The sequence below is a fragment of the Bifidobacterium ramosum genome, from assembly GCF_009299505.1.
GTDB classification, from domain to species: domain Bacteria; phylum Actinomycetota; class Actinomycetes; order Actinomycetales; family Bifidobacteriaceae; genus Bifidobacterium; species Bifidobacterium ramosum.
Genome location: NZ_WBSM01000002.1, coordinates 263,046 through 280,321, shown reverse-complemented (window position 1 = coordinate 280,321; position 17,276 = coordinate 263,046). Strand labels below are relative to the sequence as shown.

Genomic DNA, 17,276 nt, shown 5'->3' with positions numbered 1-17,276 from the left:
CGCTCCCCTTCCCGCAACCGTGGCTCCCCTCGGCGAGGGGAGCTGTCAGCGTAGCTGACTGAGGGGAGCGCAGTGGTTCGCGCCGCTCCCCTCAGTCTCGCTACGCGAGCCAGCTTCCCTCGCCGAGGGGAGCCAGATATGTGTGAAAGGACAACAACAATGGGACAGAAGGTTCTGGTCATCGGCTCCGGCGCCCGCGAGCACGCGATCGCGCACGCCCTGCTGCGCGGCGGCAGCGTCGACGAGGTCACCGTCGCCCCGGGCAACCCGGGCATGGCACTCGACGGCATCCGCGTCGTCTCGCTCGGCTCCTCCAACCACGCCGCGCTCATCGACTTCGTGAAGGACAACGGCTACGACTGGGTGTTCGTCGGCCCGGAGGTCCCGCTCATCGAAGGCATCGTCGACGCGTTCGCCGCGGCCGGCATCAAGGCGTTTGGCCCGTCCAAGGCCGCCGCGCAGATCGAAGGCTCCAAGGACTTCGCCAAGCAGCTCATGGTCCGCCACGGCATCCCGACCGCCAAGTACGCGACGTTCCACGAGCTTGAACCGGCCGTCGCCTATGTGCGCGAGCATGGCGCGCCGATCGTCATCAAGGCCGACGGTCTGGCCGCCGGCAAGGGCGTGACCGTCGCGATGGACGAAGACACCGCCGTGCACGCGCTCGACGACATCTTCATCGATCACCGCTTCGGCAACGCCGGCGCCAAGGTCGTCATCGAAGACTTCCTCGAGGGCCAGGAGTTCTCACTCATGAGCTTCGTGAACGGCACCGAGTTCTGGCCGATGCCGATCTCGCAGGATCACAAGCGCGCGTACGACAACGACGAGGGTCCGAACACGGGCGGCATGGGCGCGTACAGCCCGGTGCCGCAGATCCCGCAGTCCGTCGTGGACACCGCGATCGAGACGATCGTGCGTCCCACCGTCGAGGCGATGGCCGCCGAAGGCGCGCCCTTCACCGGCATCCTGTACGCGGGTCTCATCGCCACCGCGGACGGCCCGAAGGTCATCGAGTTCAACGCCCGCTTCGGCGACCCGGAGACCGAGGTCGTGCTGCCGCGCCTGACCTCCGACCTCGGCGCCGGCATCAGCGCGATCCTGGACGGCGAAACCCCGACGTTCGAGTGGAAGACCGACGGCGCGACGCTCGGCGTCGTGCTCGCTTCCAAGGGCTACCCGACCAACGTCATCAAGGGCGCACCGATCCCCGAGATCACCGTCGACGCCGACTCGCACGTGTATTACGCGGGCGTCGCCTCCGACGCGACCCACGGCCTCGTCGCCAACTCCGGCCGCGTGCTGCTCGTCGAGACCTCCGCCGACACCATCAAGGCTGCGCAGGACAAGGTCTACGCGATCATCGACAAGCTCGACACCACCGGCATGTTCTATCGTCACGACATCGGTTCCAAAGCGCTGAACGCGTGATGATGGAGCGTTAGCCGCGCTGAGCCGTGAAACGGACAGTCCAGTGGACTGTCCGTAGGCGAAGTGAGCCGCTTGCGGCGAAGGCCTTACGGTAGCACGGCTCAGCACTCGACGTACCCTCGTACGCCTTCGTACTCCACGCCTTGCTACCGCACGCATCATCACGCGTTCAGCCCGGGTTGGGGAATGTTTCCCCTCCTTCTTCGCAGGCGTTCCTCATCCTTCATTCCCGGCTCTGCTTCCTCAGCGGACATACAGCCGATTCGGGGTGGTGAATCGGCTGTATGTCCGTTGAGGGGGGAAGGGAACGTTAGAGGAAACAGTAGGGACAAGGCTCAGCGCGTGGAGGCACGGGCTACCACGTGCGATTCGGTAGTGAGTAGTTCGGGCGTGGTGACGCTGCCGTCGATGCGACCGAGGATGCGATCGACGGCGGTGGGAGCAGTCCAGTCGAGTCGCGAATCCATGCTGGTCAGCGGAATCTGCAAGTACTCCGCCTCTTCCGTATTGTCGAAGCCGATCACCTGCACATCGCCCGGAATATCCACGCCGTGCGCGCGCAGCACCGAGATCGCACCGATCGCCAGCTGGTCGTTCAACGCCACCACGCCGTCAAACGGCACGCCGGAATCCAGCAACCGCTGCGTCACGCGCGCACCCGCGCCGATCGTCCAATCCTGGTCGGTGTTGCCCACCAGCCGCGGATCGATCATCAGCCCGCGCCGCCGTGTCTCCTCGATGACGCCCCGCATACGCAGCCGGTAGTTGCCCTCGACGGCCCGCGTCAACGCGGCCTCGTCATACTCGCCGCGCATGCCGACCACGGCCAGCCGCGTGGCCCCACGGTCATACAGGTACGCGGAGGCCCGCGCCGCGGCGTGCACGTCGTCCGGCGTAACATGGTCGACGATGCCCCATGTCGTGCGCGCGCCGACGACGACGAGCGGGAAACCGACGCGCAAATCGTCCGGCGTGATATCCTCGATCTCGGACATGGACAGGATCATGCCGTCCGACACAGTGGAGTTGAAGTTGCGCAGCAGGTCGCGCGCGCCTTTCGCCGATCCTTCCGCGTACGTGGTGACGTAGACCGAGCAGCCGCGCTGGCGTGCCGCGTCGATCGTGCGGTTGGCGAGTTCGGCCAAGTACGGCGGGGTGAGCGAAGGCACGGCGAGCGTGATGAATCCCGTACGCCCGCGGCTCATGTTGCGCGCCGCCACGTTGACCTGATAGCCGAGCCGTTCGATGACGGATTCAACGCGCCTGCGCGTGGCCGCGGACATGCGGCCGGACCCGTTGATCACGTTCGACGCGGTTTTCAGCGACACGCCGGCCGCCTGCGCCACGTCACGCAGCGTCACCCGTCGTTTCTCAGCATTGTTGGTCATGCCGGCTCCTTGTCGATACATCGTCATCTCATCCACGACGCGATTGTCCGCAAGACGACGATAGCACCGTGGAAACAATGAGCACCCCGTTGCGGCCGATGGTCGCCGCGCCGGAACCGTTGGATTCGCAGCGGTACGCGACGACCGGGGAGCTGGACGGATCGTACGTGCACGGGACCGGCTCGTTCGCACGGTTGAGATAGCAGTCGAACCGAATGCCGTCGCCGCGGCGCACGGTGTGGATGATGCGCGGGTCGCCGTCATGCGACGATACGCCGAATCCCAACTGCGGTGCGAGCCGCGTGATATCGGTGCGGTCCAAGTCGCAGCCAACGTAGTACGCTTCGCCGTCGCCGTACGGATGCCGGGTGACCGCCGGCACGCCATCCAGCTCCCATTCCGCGGCCGCCCGCCCCGCATATGTCGCCAGCACTTGCGTATCGGTCGCAATCGACGTCACGTCGTTCTGCCACAGCCTGGTCACGGCGGCATTCGACAATGCGATCGTATCCGGCTCGCCGACCACACTGGAGCCGAGGATGTTGCACTCCTCTGACCGCACGCCGAGTATGTCGCGCAGCAGCCCGCCGTCCGCACCCGGATAGCCACCAAGCCCCGTACGGAACCGCTCGTCGACCAGTCCGGTCGCATAGCCCACGACCACTCGGCCGCCGCCGCGCACGAAAGCCGCGATGCGCCGCGTGTCCTCGTCGGACAGTACGAGCACGCTCGGCAGCACGACCGTACGGTACCCGCTCCAGTCGTACGCGAGCGGCACCACGTCGGCCCGCTCCCTCGCGTCGAGCAGACCGCGATACCAGTCGCGCACGTCGTGCCAGTGATTGAGCTTCATGCTCGGCAAGGTCTTGCTGCGCGTGGCCCACTCGGATTCCGCGCTGAACAGGATCGCCGTGTCCGCACGCTCCAATTCGCTGCCCTGCAGACCGGCGTCCGACAGCGCGCGCAGCATCGCGCCCAACTCGCACACCTCGCGGAAGATCTTCGAATCCTCCCCCGCGTGCGGCACCATCGCGGAGTGGAACGCCTCCGCGCCGCTCGCCGACTGCCGCCATTGGAAGAAGTTGATCGCGTCCGCGCCCATCGCCACATGCGCCAACGCGTCGCGCACGAGCTCGCCGTGCCGCTTGCGCGCGTTGACCGGCTTCCACTGCACGGCCGACGTGGAGTGTTCCATGAGATACCACGGTTTGCCGAGCGCAAGCGCGCTCACGAGCGCGTCCGAGCAGACGAGTTCGTCGAGATGCGATTCGCCCTCGTGAAAGTAGTGGTCGTTGGACACGAAGTCGACCTCGCCGGCCCACTTGGCGTAGTCCATGCAGCACTGGTCGGTGGAGACCATGAAGTTCGTGGTGAACGGCTTGCCGGGGCAGATCGCGGCGATCGCGTCGCGCTCCGCCTTGTAGAAGTCGAGCAGCATGTCGTTGCCGAACCGTTCGAAGTCGAGCTGCTGCGCGGGATTGACCATCGCGTCGCCGCCCATGTGACACGGCAGCAGCACCTCGTCGAACGAGTTGACGTGCTGCGACCAGAACGCGGTGCCCCACGCCTCGTTGAGCGCGTCGACGGTACCGTAGCGGGCCTCACACCACGCGCGGAACGCGGCGAGCGCGTCGTCGGAGTAGTCGTAGCGGTTGTTCCAGCCGTACTCGTTGCCCATATGCCATGCGGTCACGGTCGGATTGTCGCCGTAGCGACGCGCGAGCCGGCGGCACAATTCGAGCGCGTAGCCGCGGAACACCGGGCTGGTCGGCCGCCACGACTGGCGCGAGCCGGGATGGACGACGTGCCCGTACTTGTCGCGCGGCAGAACCTCCGGGTGTTTCTCATACAGCCACATCGGCGCGGACGCGGTGGCCGAGGCGAGGTCGACGGCGATGCCGGCCGCCCCGAGCTTGCCGATGACGCGATCGAGCCAGTCGAAATCCCACGTGTCCTCGGCCGGCTGGATGCGCGCCCAGCTGAAGATGCCGAGCGCGACGGTGTTGACGCCGGCCTTGTGCATGAGCCGGATGTCGTCGTCCCACACGCCCTCCGGCCATTGGTCGGGGTTGTAGTCGCCGCCGTAGGCGATGCCGCGGCCGTCCGGCGTGAGCAGCGCCGGCCAGCGGAACGGCCGTCGGCCCCGATCTGCGGCGGATGCCGTTGCGCGTGACGTTGTCATGATGAACGCTCCTTTTCCGATGCGCGTTGCGCATGTCATCCATACTGCGGGGACGCCGTCATAGCGACGCGACCCTTCCCCGGACCGCGGACGGCCGTAACTCAGCAACATCCGGTCCCCAACATTGAGTTACGGCCGTTTCGGACGCCGTTCGCGACCGTATCTCAACAACAACCGATCCCTGTTGTTGAGTTACGGTCGTTCCAGGCACGATTCCCGACCGTAACTCAACGTTATCCGATCCCTACTGTTGAGTTACGGTCGTTTCGGAGGCGGTTGACGACCGTAGCTCAACAACAGACGCTCGCTATTGTTGAGTCACGGCCGTTACCGGCCACGAGACGGCCGTCGCCGGGCCGGTTACTCCTTGACCGCGCCGGCTGCCAAACCGGACTGCCAGTACTTCTGCAGGCACAGGAACGCGATCACCAGCGGGATGATCGTGATCAGCGAACCCGTGATCACCAGGTTCTGGATCGCGGTGCCGCCCGCCGTCGACGCCTGGTCCTTCCACTGGTTCAGACCGATCGTCAACGGATACCACGAATCCTCCTTGAGCATGATCAACGGCAGGAAGTAGTTGTTCCACGTCGCCACGATCGTGAACAGGGCCGTCGTCACGATGCCCGGCGCCAGCAGCGGCAGGCTGATCTGCCAGAACGTACGCAGCTCCGACGCGCCGTCCACGCGCGCGGCCTCCAGCAGTTCCTGCGGCACGGCCTGCTCGGAGAAGATCCACATCAGATACAGGCCGAACGGGCTGATCAGCGACGGGACGATCATGGCCCACGGCGTGTTCGTCAGGTTCAATTTGGCGAACAACAGGAACTGCGGGACGGCGAGAGCAATGCCCGGCACCGAAATCGCGCCGATGATGACGGCGAACACCAGCTTGCGGCCGGGGAAGCGGAATTTGGCGAGCGCGTAGCCGCCCATGATCGCGAGCAGCGTCGCGCCGCCGGCGCCGGCCACCACGTAGAGCAGCGTGTTCAGGAGCCATCGGCCGAAGATGCCGTCCTGATACGTGAACACGGTCACGATGTTGTCCCACAGCGCGAACGTCTTGCCGAAGCCGAGGCCGAACGTGGACGTGAAGTCGGCCTGCGTCTTCGTCGCGTTGATAATCAGGTAGACGAACGGGAACAGGCAGTACACCGCGAAGATCGCGCTCACGATGGTCAGCAGCATCGAGCGGCGTGGGTTGTTGACGTTCGCGAACCCGGACTTCGCCGCGCGTTTGCGTTCGGCCGCCTCGTCGCGTGCGATGCGCTTCTGACGCGCGCGTTCGGCGCGTTTCGCGGCTTTCTCTCGTGCTTCGTACGACAGGGATGCGGTGGTTGCGCTGCTCATTTCATCTGCTCCTTCATGCTCTTGAGCTGCACGATGTATGCGATGACCATGGTGATCACGGCCATCGTGATCGCCAGTGCGGCCGCGTAGTTCGACTGGCTGCCGGTGAAGCTCAGGTTATAGGCGTACATGTTCGGCGTGTAATACGTGGTGATCGCGTTGCCGGGGACCATGTCCTGCATGATCGACGGTTCGTTGAACAGCTGGAACGAGCCGATGATCGAGAAGATCACCGTGATCGCAAGACTGCCCTTGAGCTCGGGCAGCTTGATCTTCCTGACGATGTCCCATTCGCTCGCGCCATCGATCGATGCGGCCTCGTACAGCGAGTGCGGGATCGTGGACAGGGAGCTGTAGAAGATCAGCATGTTGTAGCCGGTGAACTCCCAGGTCACGATGTTGCCGATGCTGGCGAGCAGCACCGAGGGCACCAGCACGTCGAAGTTCGTGCCGAACAGGTCGTTGATGCTGGCGACCAGACCGTATTTCGCGCCGTACATGAAGCTCCAGATCATCGTGGAGACGACGGCGGGCACCGCGTACGGCAGGAACGTGGAGATGCGGAAGAACCTCGTGCCGTGCAGCTTCATCGAGTCGAGCGCGAGCGCCATCGCGGCGGCGAGGAACAGCATGATCGGCACCTGCACGACCGTGAACATGGCCACACGGCCGACCGATGACCAGAAGTTCGGGTCATGGAACAGCCGCACGTAGTTGGCGACGCCCACGAACTTCGTGCCGCCGATCATCTTCTTCTGGAAGAAGCTGATATAGATCGTGTACAGGATCGGAACGATGAAGACGAATACGAAGACCACGGCGAACGGCCACATGAACTTCCAGCCACGCCAGTCGGCCTTGTGCTTGTTCACGCGGACCTCGGGCGAATGGGCGGTCCCGGCCGGCGCGTGTATGGTTTGATCAGACATGATCACTGCTTTCCTTCAAGGAATGAACGGGATGATGGTTTCCGGACATGACGAGGCGGGGACACCGGGAGCATCCCCGCCTTGCCGTTATTGTGCTATACGATTGGGCGATGCGATCGGACGATGTCCTCGCGGGATTACTTGACCGTGACCGTGTAGCCCTGATCGGTGCCGTAGTCGGCCAGGGTCTTGGCATATGCCGCGATCGCGTCCTTCAGGGTCTTCTTGCCTTGGAACGCCGGGACGACGTCATCGCCGTACTTGGACTGGGCGTACGGGTTGTACGGCAGGTACTGGAATGCGCTCACCTTGCGTTCGGCGGCTTCGACGAGCACCTTGTTGACCTGCTGGCCGCCGAAGTACTCGTTCTTCTTGGACTGGAAGTCCTTGTCCTCGAGCAGCTTCGTCGTCGCGGGGAACGTGCCGTGGTCGGCCATGACCTTCGCGCCGTCGCCGTGGGTCAGGAACTCCGCGAACTTATAGGCCGCTGCGGTGTTCTTGGACTGCGAGGTGATGGCCAGCGCCGAGCCGCCGTCCTCGGAGGACGCCTCATCGCCCTCGTTCCACTGCGGCAGCTGCGCGACGCGCCAGTTGCCCTTGCCCGCGGCCGCGCCGGTCTCGAGATCCGTGGGCATCCATGCGCCGATGGTCAGCGACGCGGTGGTGCCGTCGCCGAGCGAACGGTACCAGTCGTCGGTCCAATTGGTGATCTTGGGGTTGATCAGATCCTCGTCGATGAGCTTCTGCTGGAGGGCGATGTACTTCTGGATGCCTTCGTCGTTCATGTCGATGGTGATGTTCTCGCCATTGACCTTGAACGGCTGGGAACCGGCCTGCCACACTTGGGCGAGGAACGGCTGGTAGTCGATGCTATTGGCGATGTAGTAGTCGCCGCCGAGCGCACGGACCTTCTTGGCGGCCTCGTAATAGTCGTCCCAAGTCTTGATGGCCTCGCCGTCCACGCCGGCCTTGTCGAAGACGGCCTTGTTGTAGAAGAAGACCTCGGGGCTGGAATCGATGGGCAGGGCGTACGGCTTGCCTTCCTGCAGCATCTTGGCCCACGGGCCGGCGGCGAAATCATCCTTGAGCTTGTCCGCGCCGAACTGGGAAAGATCCACGACGCTGCCGTCGACCACGAACTGCGGCACGGTGGCGTCCTCGAGCATCACCACGTCCGGAGCGCCCTTGCCGGCGGCGATGGCGTTCTGCAGGGCCGTGGCGGTATCGGCGCCGGTGCCGGTGCTGGAGTACTTGACCGTAATGTTCGGATTCGCCTTCTCGAATGCGGCGATGGTCTCCTTGATGCCGTTGCCCCATCCCCAGAACACGACCTCGCCCTTGGCGTTCGCCGTATCGGTGTCGACCGTGGCGGACAACCCGCCCCCGTTGCCACACGCGGCGAGTCCGATGAGCGTGGCGATCGCGGCCGCCGAGGCAATGAACTTCTTCGTATTGCGCATGATGCGTCTCCTTTGCATTGTCCGCAAAGACCGTTCTTTGCGGTTTGTCCGAGTGCGTACCTTTTGGTACACCGCCGTACCAACACCCCACACGATACACAGGTACACCACAGAACGGAAAAGAGTCGCAAAAGACTGATATTCCAACGTTTTTCGGTATATTCTCACCAAAATCAACACTTCAAAAAATCGCCAAGAACCACATAAAAAACGACAATGAGTGTTGTATCCTGAAAGCAAGGCCAGTCACCTCGCACCGGCCCGCGAACACCTGCGTCATTCGGAAGGCATCGGCCATGCAGCGCACAGCACAGCGCAACCGGCACACGGTTCCCGCCATCATCCACCCGGTCGAAAAGGGCGTCATCTCCTCGGAATCGACGTTGCTCATCACCGTGCCGTCGGGCGAGGCGCAACGTGGGCTGCTCTACCCGCTGCGAGTGGGACGATTCGCCTATGCGCCGGAGTTCAGGCTTGAACGGCAACGGTTTGACAGTTTCCTGTTGGGGGTCGTGACGGAGGGGACGCTCCACGCAACGATCTGGGACGACACGGGAACGCTGCGGCATGACGTGCATCCGGGCGACGTCTTCCTGTTCGACACGTACCGTCATCACGAGGGAAGCACGGACAGTCTCACCAGAACCAGCATGATTCACTTCGACGGCGTCTCGGCGCGCATCTACTACGAACGCATCACCGCCGTTGCGGGCAATGTGTTCCCCATCGGCAACACCGCGCTCATGGAAAACTCCATCGACCTGCTGCTGGACACCTATACGCAAGACCATCCCCAGGCGGACATCATTGGCGCCAGAATACTCACCGACCTGCTGACCGAGCTGGCACTTCGTTCCGACGCCCGCGACGACGATCTGCCGGCGATCCGCGAAACCATCGGGTTCATCGACGGGCATTTCGCCGACCGCCTTACCCTTGCCATGCTGAGCCGGCGCGCGATGATGAGCGAACGTCAGTATCTGCGCAAATTCAAGGCACTGACCGGGGTCACGCCGCACGAATATCTCACCACGCGCAGAATGGACGAAGCGAAACGACTGCTGTCGTCAACGGACATGCCGGTTCGGGACGTGGCCCGCACCGTGGGATATCCCAATGCGAACGCGTTCACCGCGGCATTCAAGCGCCGGACGGGCATGACCCCGAACGGCTTCCGCGCCGTCGCCCGACCGTGATCGCGCCGCACCATGCCGCACCACCATGCCGTCGGACGCGGCAACCCGCTGAAGGCGGTATGAGCCCCCGCATCCCATTCTGCTGCCTCACCGTCCGCTGAGGCAGCAGAACCGGAAACAAACAGCGCCGTTTCAAACCGGCCAAATCCACCATCTTCAACGGACAACCAGCCGATCCGCATGGTCAATCGGCCGGTTGTCCGTTGAAGGTTAGGACTCAGCAGCGCCGCAGCCTCCCACCACCCCAACCGGCGCAAGAATTTCGGGAAGACAACCCACTCGTCCCGAAATCCTTGCATTGAGCCGCCGTCAGTGCAAGGATTTCGGGACATCAGCCCCAATTTCCCGAATTTCCTGCGCTTACCGATCCCCCGCGCAAGAAATTCGGGACGAACGGACTCATTCCCCGAAATCCTTGCGCCAAGAAGACGCACATCGTCGCGTATCCCATCGAGATCCTCATCATCAGCTTCCACCCAACGGACATGCAGCCGATCCGCACAGCCATATCGGCCGTATGTCCGTCGAGCAAGCGACGCCGGAAACAAACAGCGCCGTTCCCAAACAACCAAACCCACCACCCAACGGACATGCAGCCGATCGGCTTCCCAAATCGGCTGGTTGTCCGTTGAGGAAGGACCGGCCGTAACGTGCCGCCGAGCGCGAAACCCTAGTCAAATCCGCCCAGGATTGTTAGTGTGGACTCGAACCGCGCCGCGCGGCATCCGCACGGCACCGTACGCAACCGCACGCACGGCACAGCACACGACGCGCGGCGCCGCACCACAACGCAGAGCGATGTACAACACGTCGCACACCGCACGCAACAAGGAGGGGGAATGTTCGACAAACGGCTCTTCACACTGGCTCCCGGCATCGGCCGGCTCGTCGCCGGCAAGGTGGCGCTGATGTGGCTTGGGCTGCTGGCCAACGTCGCGTTCGTCGTAACGTTGCTGGCGCTGCTCGGCGATCTGCTGCGATGGTTCGACCCGCACGCCGCAGCCGCCGCGACGATCGTCTCCCCCACACGTCTGCCGTGGTATCTTCTCGTATTCGCCATCATCGCCGCCGTACGATACCTCACCACGCGCGGCGCGACACGCCTTGGCTTCGAGGCCGCCGAACGCGTCAAACTGTCCCTGCGCGAACGACTGTACCGCAAGATGCTCGCGCTCGGCCCGTCGTATTCCGCCCGTGTGAAGACCGCCGACGTGGTGCAGTCCGCCGGTGAGGGCATCGAGCAGATCCAGAGCTTCTTCGAACTGTTCCTGCCGCAACTGTGCTACGCGGTGCTCGCCCCGCTCACCCTGTTCGCCGTGCTGCTGCCGGTCAACGTGTCCGCCGCCGTGACGCTGCTCGTGTGCGCGCCGCTCATCGTGGTGATCGTGGGCCTCGTCGCGATGAGCGCCGCACGCGTGTTCAAAAAGTACTGGGGCAAGTACACCGACATGGGTGCCGCGTTCCTCGACAATCTGCAGGGACTCGCCACGTTGAAGATCTTCGACGCCGACGGGCGCGCCGCACGCGAGATGGATCGCAAGGCGGAGGAGTTCCGTGTGATGACGATGAACGTACTGCAGATTCAGCTGCGCTCGCTCACGGCGATGGATCTGGTGGCGTACGGCGGTTCGGCGGCCGGCATCGGTGTGGCGATCTGGCAGCTGACGACCGGCTCGCTCGGGCTGCCGGGAGCGCTGATGATCGTGCTGCTGTCGGCGGATTTCTTCATTCCGCTGCGTCAGCTCGGCTCGTATTTCCATGTCGCGATGAACGGCATGACGTCGACCAAGCGTATTTTCGCGTTGCTGGATGCGCCCGAACCGCGGCATGGCGACGTCGAACTGGCCGACAGCAGGTTCGCGCCGGCCGTCGCGTTCGAACAGGCTGGGTTCACGTACGGAGGTGCGACTGAGCCGGCGTTGCATGATGTCACGTTCCTCGCGAACCCCGGTCAGGTCACGGCGATCGTGGGCGTGAGCGGTTCCGGCAAGTCAACGGCGGCGGCACTGCTGGCCGGCACGTTGACCGGATACGACGGTTCGATCGCGTTGCTGGACATGCACGGCAAGCATGAGATCCGCGATCTGTCGGCGCGGTCGCTGACGCGTACGGTCACGTTGGTCGGCGCGCGCAGTCATCTGTTCGCCGGCACGTTGCGCGAGAATCTGCTGATGGCCTGCCATGACGTCGGCAACGGCGACGATGGCGACGCGGTGGCCGACGACGTGCTGTGGGATGCGTTGCGTCGCGCGCGCATCGATGATTTCGTACGGTCGCAGCCGGACGGCCTTGACATGACGATCGAACCGGACTCGGCGAATCTGTCCGGCGGCCAGCGGCAGCGACTCGCGATCGCCCGCGCGCTGCTGCACGGCGGTTCGGTGATGGTGTTCGACGAGGCGACCAGCAGCGTCGACGCGGAAAGCGAGGCGCTGATTCTCGCGTCGATCCGTGATCTGGCGAAGGCCGGCAAGACGGTCATCATGATCACGCATCGCATGGCGAACGCGGCCGACGCCGACATGATCATCGTGTTCGATCACGGCGACGTCATCGAAAGCGGTCTGCACCGCGGGCTGATCGCCACGGACGGCACATACGCCCGGCTGTATCGCGCGCAGCAATCCATCGAACAGGTCGGTCGCCGTGCCGACGCGACCGCTCCCGTACCTCGCACGGAAAACGATCCCGTCTCTCCTGCACCGGCAGAGAAGGCGATCCGGCCGCGGGCCAAGGATTCGTCCGCAACCGCATCCGCCACGCCTGCCATGACGGCACCGACATCCACCGCCGCCGCATCCGAATCCGCTGCTTCGCCGACCTCGCTGCCGCTCACCGCACTGATCCCCCGTCTCCTGCGCGAGGCCCGGCCGTTGGCCCGGTTCATGGTCATGGCCTGCGTCTTCGGCACGCTCGGTCATCTCGCCGCCACGTTCCTGCCGGTGTTCGGCGCGATGGCGCTGCTCGCCGCGCTCGGCCATCCGGTATGGGGGCTGGGCGTGGCGGCGTCGGTCGCCGGCATGGCGGTATGCGCGCTGATCCGCGGTCTGATGCGCTACACCGAGCAGTTCATGAACCATAACGTGGCATTCCGCCTGCTGGCGCTGTTCCGGTCGAAGGCGTTCGCCGTGCTGCGCCGTCTTGCCCCGGCCAAACTGGACGGCAAGGGCAAGGGCGATCTCATCGCGCTGATCACCACCGACGTGGAGATGCTGGAGATCTTCTTCGCGCACACAATCTCCCCGGTGGTCATCGCCGCGGCCACCACGGTGGTATACATCGTTGCACTGCTCACGCTGTCCCCGTGGATGGCGCTGGTGCTCATCGTTGCACATCTGACGATCGGCGTACTGCTGCCGTTCCTGTTCGCTCGTGCGGTGCGCGGCATCGGCGATGACCTGCGTCGGGAGTCCTCGGCGTTGGACGACCGTGTGCTCGACGGTATGCGCGGCATCGGCGAGATCATCCGGTTCGGTGCCGGCGAGGCGCGCGTCGCCGACATCGTCTCGCGGACGCGTGACTTGTGGGCGAAACGGGCGAAGCTCAGTCGTGTCAACGGCCATTACGCCGGCGTCGGCGGTGTGCTGGTGCTGGCATTCACCACGATTGCCGCTCTGACCGCCGTCGACGGCGGTGCCACGATCTCGTCAGCGGCCGCACCGTCGTTGATCGTCGCCGTCATACTGATCGCCAGTTCATTCGGTCCGACGCTGGCATTGAGCGCCCTGCCGGCGAACCTGACGAATACGTTCGCCGCGGCACGTCGTCTGTTCGCACTGATGGACGAGACGCCGGTCGTGACGGAAACCGGCACCGCAGCGCCGGCGTACAACGGCATGGCACTCGATCATGTCACCTTCGCCTATCCCGCGACGACCGGCGTCGCCGATCCCACCTCGGCAAAGACCGCCCGTTCCGGTCGGACCGAGAACGCCGCCGCATCCGCGATCCTCGACGACTATTCCCTAGTCATCCCCCGCACCGGCATCCTCGGCGTGCAGGGACCGTCCGGCCGCGGCAAATCCACCATGCTCAAACTGCTCATGCGCTACTGGGATCCGCAGTCGGGCACGGTCACGATGTCCGGCACGTCGCTGCCGACCGTCGACATGCATCACCGTCGCACGATCCAGACCATGATGAGTCAGGAAACCGCGCTGTTCGATGGGACGATCCGCGACAACCTGCTCATCGCGCTGCCGGTCGGCTCGAACGATATGGATGATGCACGGCACGTAACGGAAGCATCGACAGGGCACGACGGCGACCCAGCGGACAGCACGACGCACCAGACCGGCGCGGACACGGACGCACTGTTGCGCGACGCATGCCGCAAGGCGTCGGTACTCGAGTTGATCGACTCGCTGCCGCAGGGATTCGACACGCCGGTCGGTGAACTGGGCGACCGCCTGTCCGAAGGCGAACGCCAGCGCATCGGTCTGGCCCGCATCTTCCTGCGCAATGCCGATCTCGTGCTGTTCGACGAGCCGACCAGCCGGCTCGATGCGCTCAACGAGGCGGTGATCCTCCAGTCGATCAACACGCTCGCCACGGAACATGACGCCGCCATCGTCCTCGTCTCCCACCGCGAGTCCGCCATGCGCATCGCCGACCGCGTCGTCGCCGTCTGACGTCTCGGCTGTTCCTCCCATGAACGGCCATGCTCAGCAGTCCATCCCGCCTCTGCTGAGCATGGCCGTCCCACAACTTCATAGATCCACTACCTCTTCTCAACGGGCATGCAGCCGATAAAGGCATCCGAATCGGCTGTATGCCCGTAAAAAATGATGAGTCTGGAAACTACGCAACGGCTGTACTCACCTCCGTCTCTGCCCCTCTCCCCCAACGGACATACAGCCGATATGACCATGAAAATCGGCTGTATGTCCGCTAAAGATACGAGAAAGAACGGAAGCGCAAAGAACGACATAGATTGACGACATGATCAAAAGACATGATCAAACGACATGATCAAACGACATCAATCCGCTCCAACACGACATGACCTTCCCCCTCTAACGGACATACAGCCGATAAGGGTGCCAAAATCGGCTGTATGTCCGTTAGAGGGTAAGGGGAGAACCCCGCGCGACCCAAGCTCAGCGCTGCTTCTGCGCGGCGACGAGCGCCTCGGCGGCGGCCTTCGTCGCGATCGCGTGCTCCTTGGCACGACGGGCGCGGGCCAGCTCGGCCTCGGCGGCCTTGATGTCGGCCTCGGCCTGACGCAGGTCGGCGGTGGCGCGCACCACCTCAAGCTGCGCGCTCGACTGCTCGGACTTCGGCTTCCACAGCTCGGCGATCTCCTCGAGCGTCTTGTCCTTGGTCTCGGGCACGAACGTCACGACGCCGAGGAAGCACAGCAGGTTGGTGCCGGCGAACACGAGGAACGTGCCCATGCCGCCGATCGAGCTGATCATGACCGGCGTGAACTGGCCGATCGCCCAGTTCGTGGCCCACAGGAACACGGTGCAAATGCCGGTGGCGCGGCCGCGCAGGTAGGTCGGGAACAGCTCCGGGATCATGATCCACGGGATCGGACCCATCGAGAACGCAAACGCGGAGGTGAAGCACATCACGAAGATGAGCATGAGCAGCTGGTAGTTGTTGGCGTACGCGAAGCTGATGCCGAGCGCGAACACGACCATGAGTCCCGAGCCGACGGCCATGAGCTTCTTGCGGCCGGCGGTGTCGATCAGGTACATGCCGACGACGGTGAACACGAGCTCGATGCCGCCCACGCAGGAGGATGCAAGAAATTCGGTATTGCCGCCGAAGCCCATGTCCTTGAACATGACCGGGCCGTAGTAGCTGATGGCGTTCATGCCGATGGCCTGGTTGAAAATGGCGAGGAAGATGCCGATGAGCAGCGCCTTGCGCAGGCCCGGCTTGAACAGGTCGGAGAACTGGGCGTTGGCCTTCTGCTCCTCGGCGATCTGGTTCTGGATCTCCTCGACGTCGCGGCGCGCCTTCTCAGTGCCGTTGATGCGTTCGAGCACCTTGAAGCCCTCGCCGACCTTGCCGGCCTGCACGAGGAATCGCGGCGATTCGGGGCTGAACCACAGCGCGCCGAAGAAGATCGCGGCGGGGATCGCGCCGATGCCGAGCATCCAGCGCCAGCCGATGTTCACGCCCCAGTCGTGCGAGCCGGAGGACGCGATGAAGTAGTTGATGACGTTGGTCAGGAAGATGCCGGAGATCGTGAGCAGCTGGTACGCGCTGGTCAGTGCGCCGCGGATGTTGGTCGGCGCGGATTCGGTGATGTACGTGACGGCCAGCGCCGCGGCCAGGCCGATGCCGACGCCGCCGATGATGCGGGCGAGGATCAGCGTGACCGGGCTGAACGTGAACGCCGACCACAGCGCGGCGACGAAGAAGAACGCGGCGCCGAACATGAGCAGCTTGCGGCGGCCGTAGCGGTCGGACAGGAAGCCGGAGAAGCCGGCGCCGATCACGCCGCCGATCATGATGGACGAAATGACCATGCCCTGCAGCGCGGGGCTGAGAGAGTACTTGGTCTGCAGGAAGTCGATCGCGCCGGAGATGGAGACGGTGTCGTAGCCGTACAGCAGACCGGCGAGGCCCGCGCTCAGCGCGAGGCCGACGATGTAGCGGCCGGAGCCGCGTTGGTTGCGGTCGTCCGATCCGTATGATTCGTATGCGACGGCGGGATCGCCGTTGGTTGATGATGTGGGATTGCTCATGACGAAATACCTCGTTCACCCTTGATACGGCGCGACTGGCGTCGCGTCGCTGCTCTCTGCTCGTCCGACTGTCCGTCGCGACCGTCGCCCTGTCGTCTGTCGTCGGACGGCTTACGTTAGCGCTAACATTCGGAATCCGAAAGGTTATCGTAGTACATTTTCCGCACAACACCAACCGCGAGCGACACGGACCATAACACAACCGAACATCGCCGATCAGCGTGACCGAACGCACTGTATCGCGGCTCCACCCCACCCCTTATTTCTTCTACGGACATACAGCCGATCCAAGTATCAAAAACGGCTGGTTGTCCGTTGAAGAAAAGAAGAAAGAAGAAAGAAGAAAAGAAGAAAAGAAGAAAAGAAGAAGAGAAAGAAGAAGAAAGAGAAGCGGGAACACAACGGCAAGTTCCGCATACGACGACACTCGCCCCTCCCCAACGGACAACCAGCCGATTCCGGTACCCAAATCGGCTGTATGTACGTGAGGAAATAACGAAACTGCATGTAGCCGGCACAGACACGTCCTGATACCCAACGGACAACCAGCCGATTCCAACGATGAAAACGGCTGGTTGTCCGTTGAGAAACAGAGAGCGCTGGGCAACCCAAGCCCAGCCCGGCAACCGTCTTTTGTAT

Annotated in this window: 10 protein-coding genes; 4 read left to right on the top strand and 6 right to left on the bottom strand. The window is 63.8% G+C overall.

Annotation, left to right across the window (positions count from 1 at the left end):
- The first annotated feature begins 159 nt into the window (after nt 1-159).
- Nucleotides 160-1,431 carry a phosphoribosylamine--glycine ligase gene (gene purD, locus DSM100688_RS03965; protein ID WP_152357857.1) on the top strand — a complete coding sequence of 424 codons (1,272 nt, stop codon included), beginning with the start codon at nt 160-162 and terminating at the stop codon, nt 1,429-1,431.
- A 335-nt stretch (nt 1,432-1,766) separates the two neighbouring features.
- On the opposite strand, the gene DSM100688_RS03960 is transcribed toward purD, so the two are convergent.
- The 5 genes from DSM100688_RS03960 to DSM100688_RS03940 form a co-directional block, all read right to left on the bottom strand.
- Nucleotides 1,767-2,819 (bottom strand): LacI family DNA-binding transcriptional regulator, encoded by a 1,053-nt coding sequence (locus DSM100688_RS03960; RefSeq protein WP_152357856.1) that lies wholly within the window; start codon nt 2,817-2,819, stop codon nt 1,767-1,769.
- 28 nt (nt 2,820-2,847) lie between these two features.
- Nucleotides 2,848-5,001 (bottom strand): beta-galactosidase, encoded by a 2,154-nt coding sequence (locus DSM100688_RS03955; protein WP_152357855.1) that lies wholly within the window; start codon nt 4,999-5,001, stop codon nt 2,848-2,850.
- Nucleotides 5,002-5,361: 360 nt separating this feature from the next.
- Nucleotides 5,362-6,351 carry a carbohydrate ABC transporter permease gene (locus DSM100688_RS03950; RefSeq protein ID WP_152357854.1) on the bottom strand — a complete coding sequence of 330 codons (990 nt, stop codon included), beginning with the start codon at nt 6,349-6,351 and terminating at the stop codon, nt 5,362-5,364.
- A complete protein-coding gene (locus DSM100688_RS03945; protein WP_152357853.1) occupies nt 6,348-7,280 on the bottom strand; it encodes a carbohydrate ABC transporter permease in 933 nt (310 codons plus the stop codon). The genes DSM100688_RS03950 and DSM100688_RS03945 overlap by 4 nt, the downstream gene beginning before the upstream one ends.
- A 137-nt stretch (nt 7,281-7,417) precedes the next feature.
- On the bottom strand, nt 7,418-8,740 hold the full coding sequence (locus DSM100688_RS03940; RefSeq protein WP_152357852.1) for an ABC transporter substrate-binding protein: 1,323 nt from the start codon (nt 8,738-8,740) through the stop codon (nt 7,418-7,420).
- Nucleotides 8,741-8,757: 17 nt separating this feature from the next.
- Between DSM100688_RS03940 and DSM100688_RS03935 the strand changes: the two genes are divergently transcribed.
- Together DSM100688_RS03935 and DSM100688_RS03930 are read left to right on the top strand one after the other, a co-directional pair.
- Nucleotides 8,758-9,936 carry an AraC family transcriptional regulator gene (locus tag DSM100688_RS03935; RefSeq protein WP_152357851.1) on the top strand — a complete coding sequence of 393 codons (1,179 nt, stop codon included), beginning with the start codon at nt 8,758-8,760 and terminating at the stop codon, nt 9,934-9,936.
- An 839-nt stretch (nt 9,937-10,775) separates the two neighbouring features.
- Nucleotides 10,776-14,567: a thiol reductant ABC exporter subunit CydD/CydC gene (locus DSM100688_RS03930; protein ID WP_152357850.1), complete on the top strand. Its 3,792-nt coding sequence runs from the start codon at nt 10,776-10,778 to the stop codon at nt 14,565-14,567.
- Between the two features lie 468 nt (nt 14,568-15,035).
- Here DSM100688_RS03930 and DSM100688_RS03925 read toward each other — a convergent pair whose 3' ends face one another.
- Nucleotides 15,036-16,637 carry a sugar porter family MFS transporter gene (locus DSM100688_RS03925; protein WP_152357849.1) on the bottom strand — a complete coding sequence of 534 codons (1,602 nt, stop codon included), beginning with the start codon at nt 16,635-16,637 and terminating at the stop codon, nt 15,036-15,038.
- A gap of 221 nt (nt 16,638-16,858) precedes the next feature.
- Between DSM100688_RS03925 and DSM100688_RS03920 the strand changes: the two genes are divergently transcribed.
- Nucleotides 16,859-17,125, top strand: coding sequence for a hypothetical protein (locus DSM100688_RS03920; protein ID WP_152357848.1), 267 nt, complete (start codon nt 16,859-16,861; stop codon nt 17,123-17,125).
- Nucleotides 17,126-17,276 lie beyond the last annotated feature (151 nt).

What these genes read in the sequence shown, in the direction of transcription:
- DSM100688_RS03925 (WP_152357849.1), bottom strand. Translation starts at nt 16,637, where the DNA reads ATGAGCAATCCCACATCATCAACCAACGGCGATCCCGCCGTCGCATAC.
- DSM100688_RS03960 (WP_152357856.1), bottom strand. Translation starts at nt 2,819, where the DNA reads ATGACCAACAATGCTGAGAAACGACGGGTGACGCTGCGTGACGTGGCG.
- DSM100688_RS03930 (WP_152357850.1), top strand. Translation starts at nt 10,776, where the DNA reads ATGTTCGACAAACGGCTCTTCACACTGGCTCCCGGCATCGGCCGGCTC.
- DSM100688_RS03945 (WP_152357853.1), bottom strand. Translation starts at nt 7,280, where the DNA reads ATGTCTGATCAAACCATACACGCGCCGGCCGGGACCGCCCATTCGCCC.
- purD (WP_152357857.1), top strand. Translation starts at nt 160, where the DNA reads ATGGGACAGAAGGTTCTGGTCATCGGCTCCGGCGCCCGCGAGCACGCG.
- DSM100688_RS03940 (WP_152357852.1), bottom strand. Translation starts at nt 8,740, where the DNA reads ATGCGCAATACGAAGAAGTTCATTGCCTCGGCGGCCGCGATCGCCACG.
- DSM100688_RS03955 (WP_152357855.1), bottom strand. Translation starts at nt 5,001, where the DNA reads ATGACAACGTCACGCGCAACGGCATCCGCCGCAGATCGGGGCCGACGG.
- DSM100688_RS03950 (WP_152357854.1), bottom strand. Translation starts at nt 6,351, where the DNA reads ATGAGCAGCGCAACCACCGCATCCCTGTCGTACGAAGCACGAGAGAAA.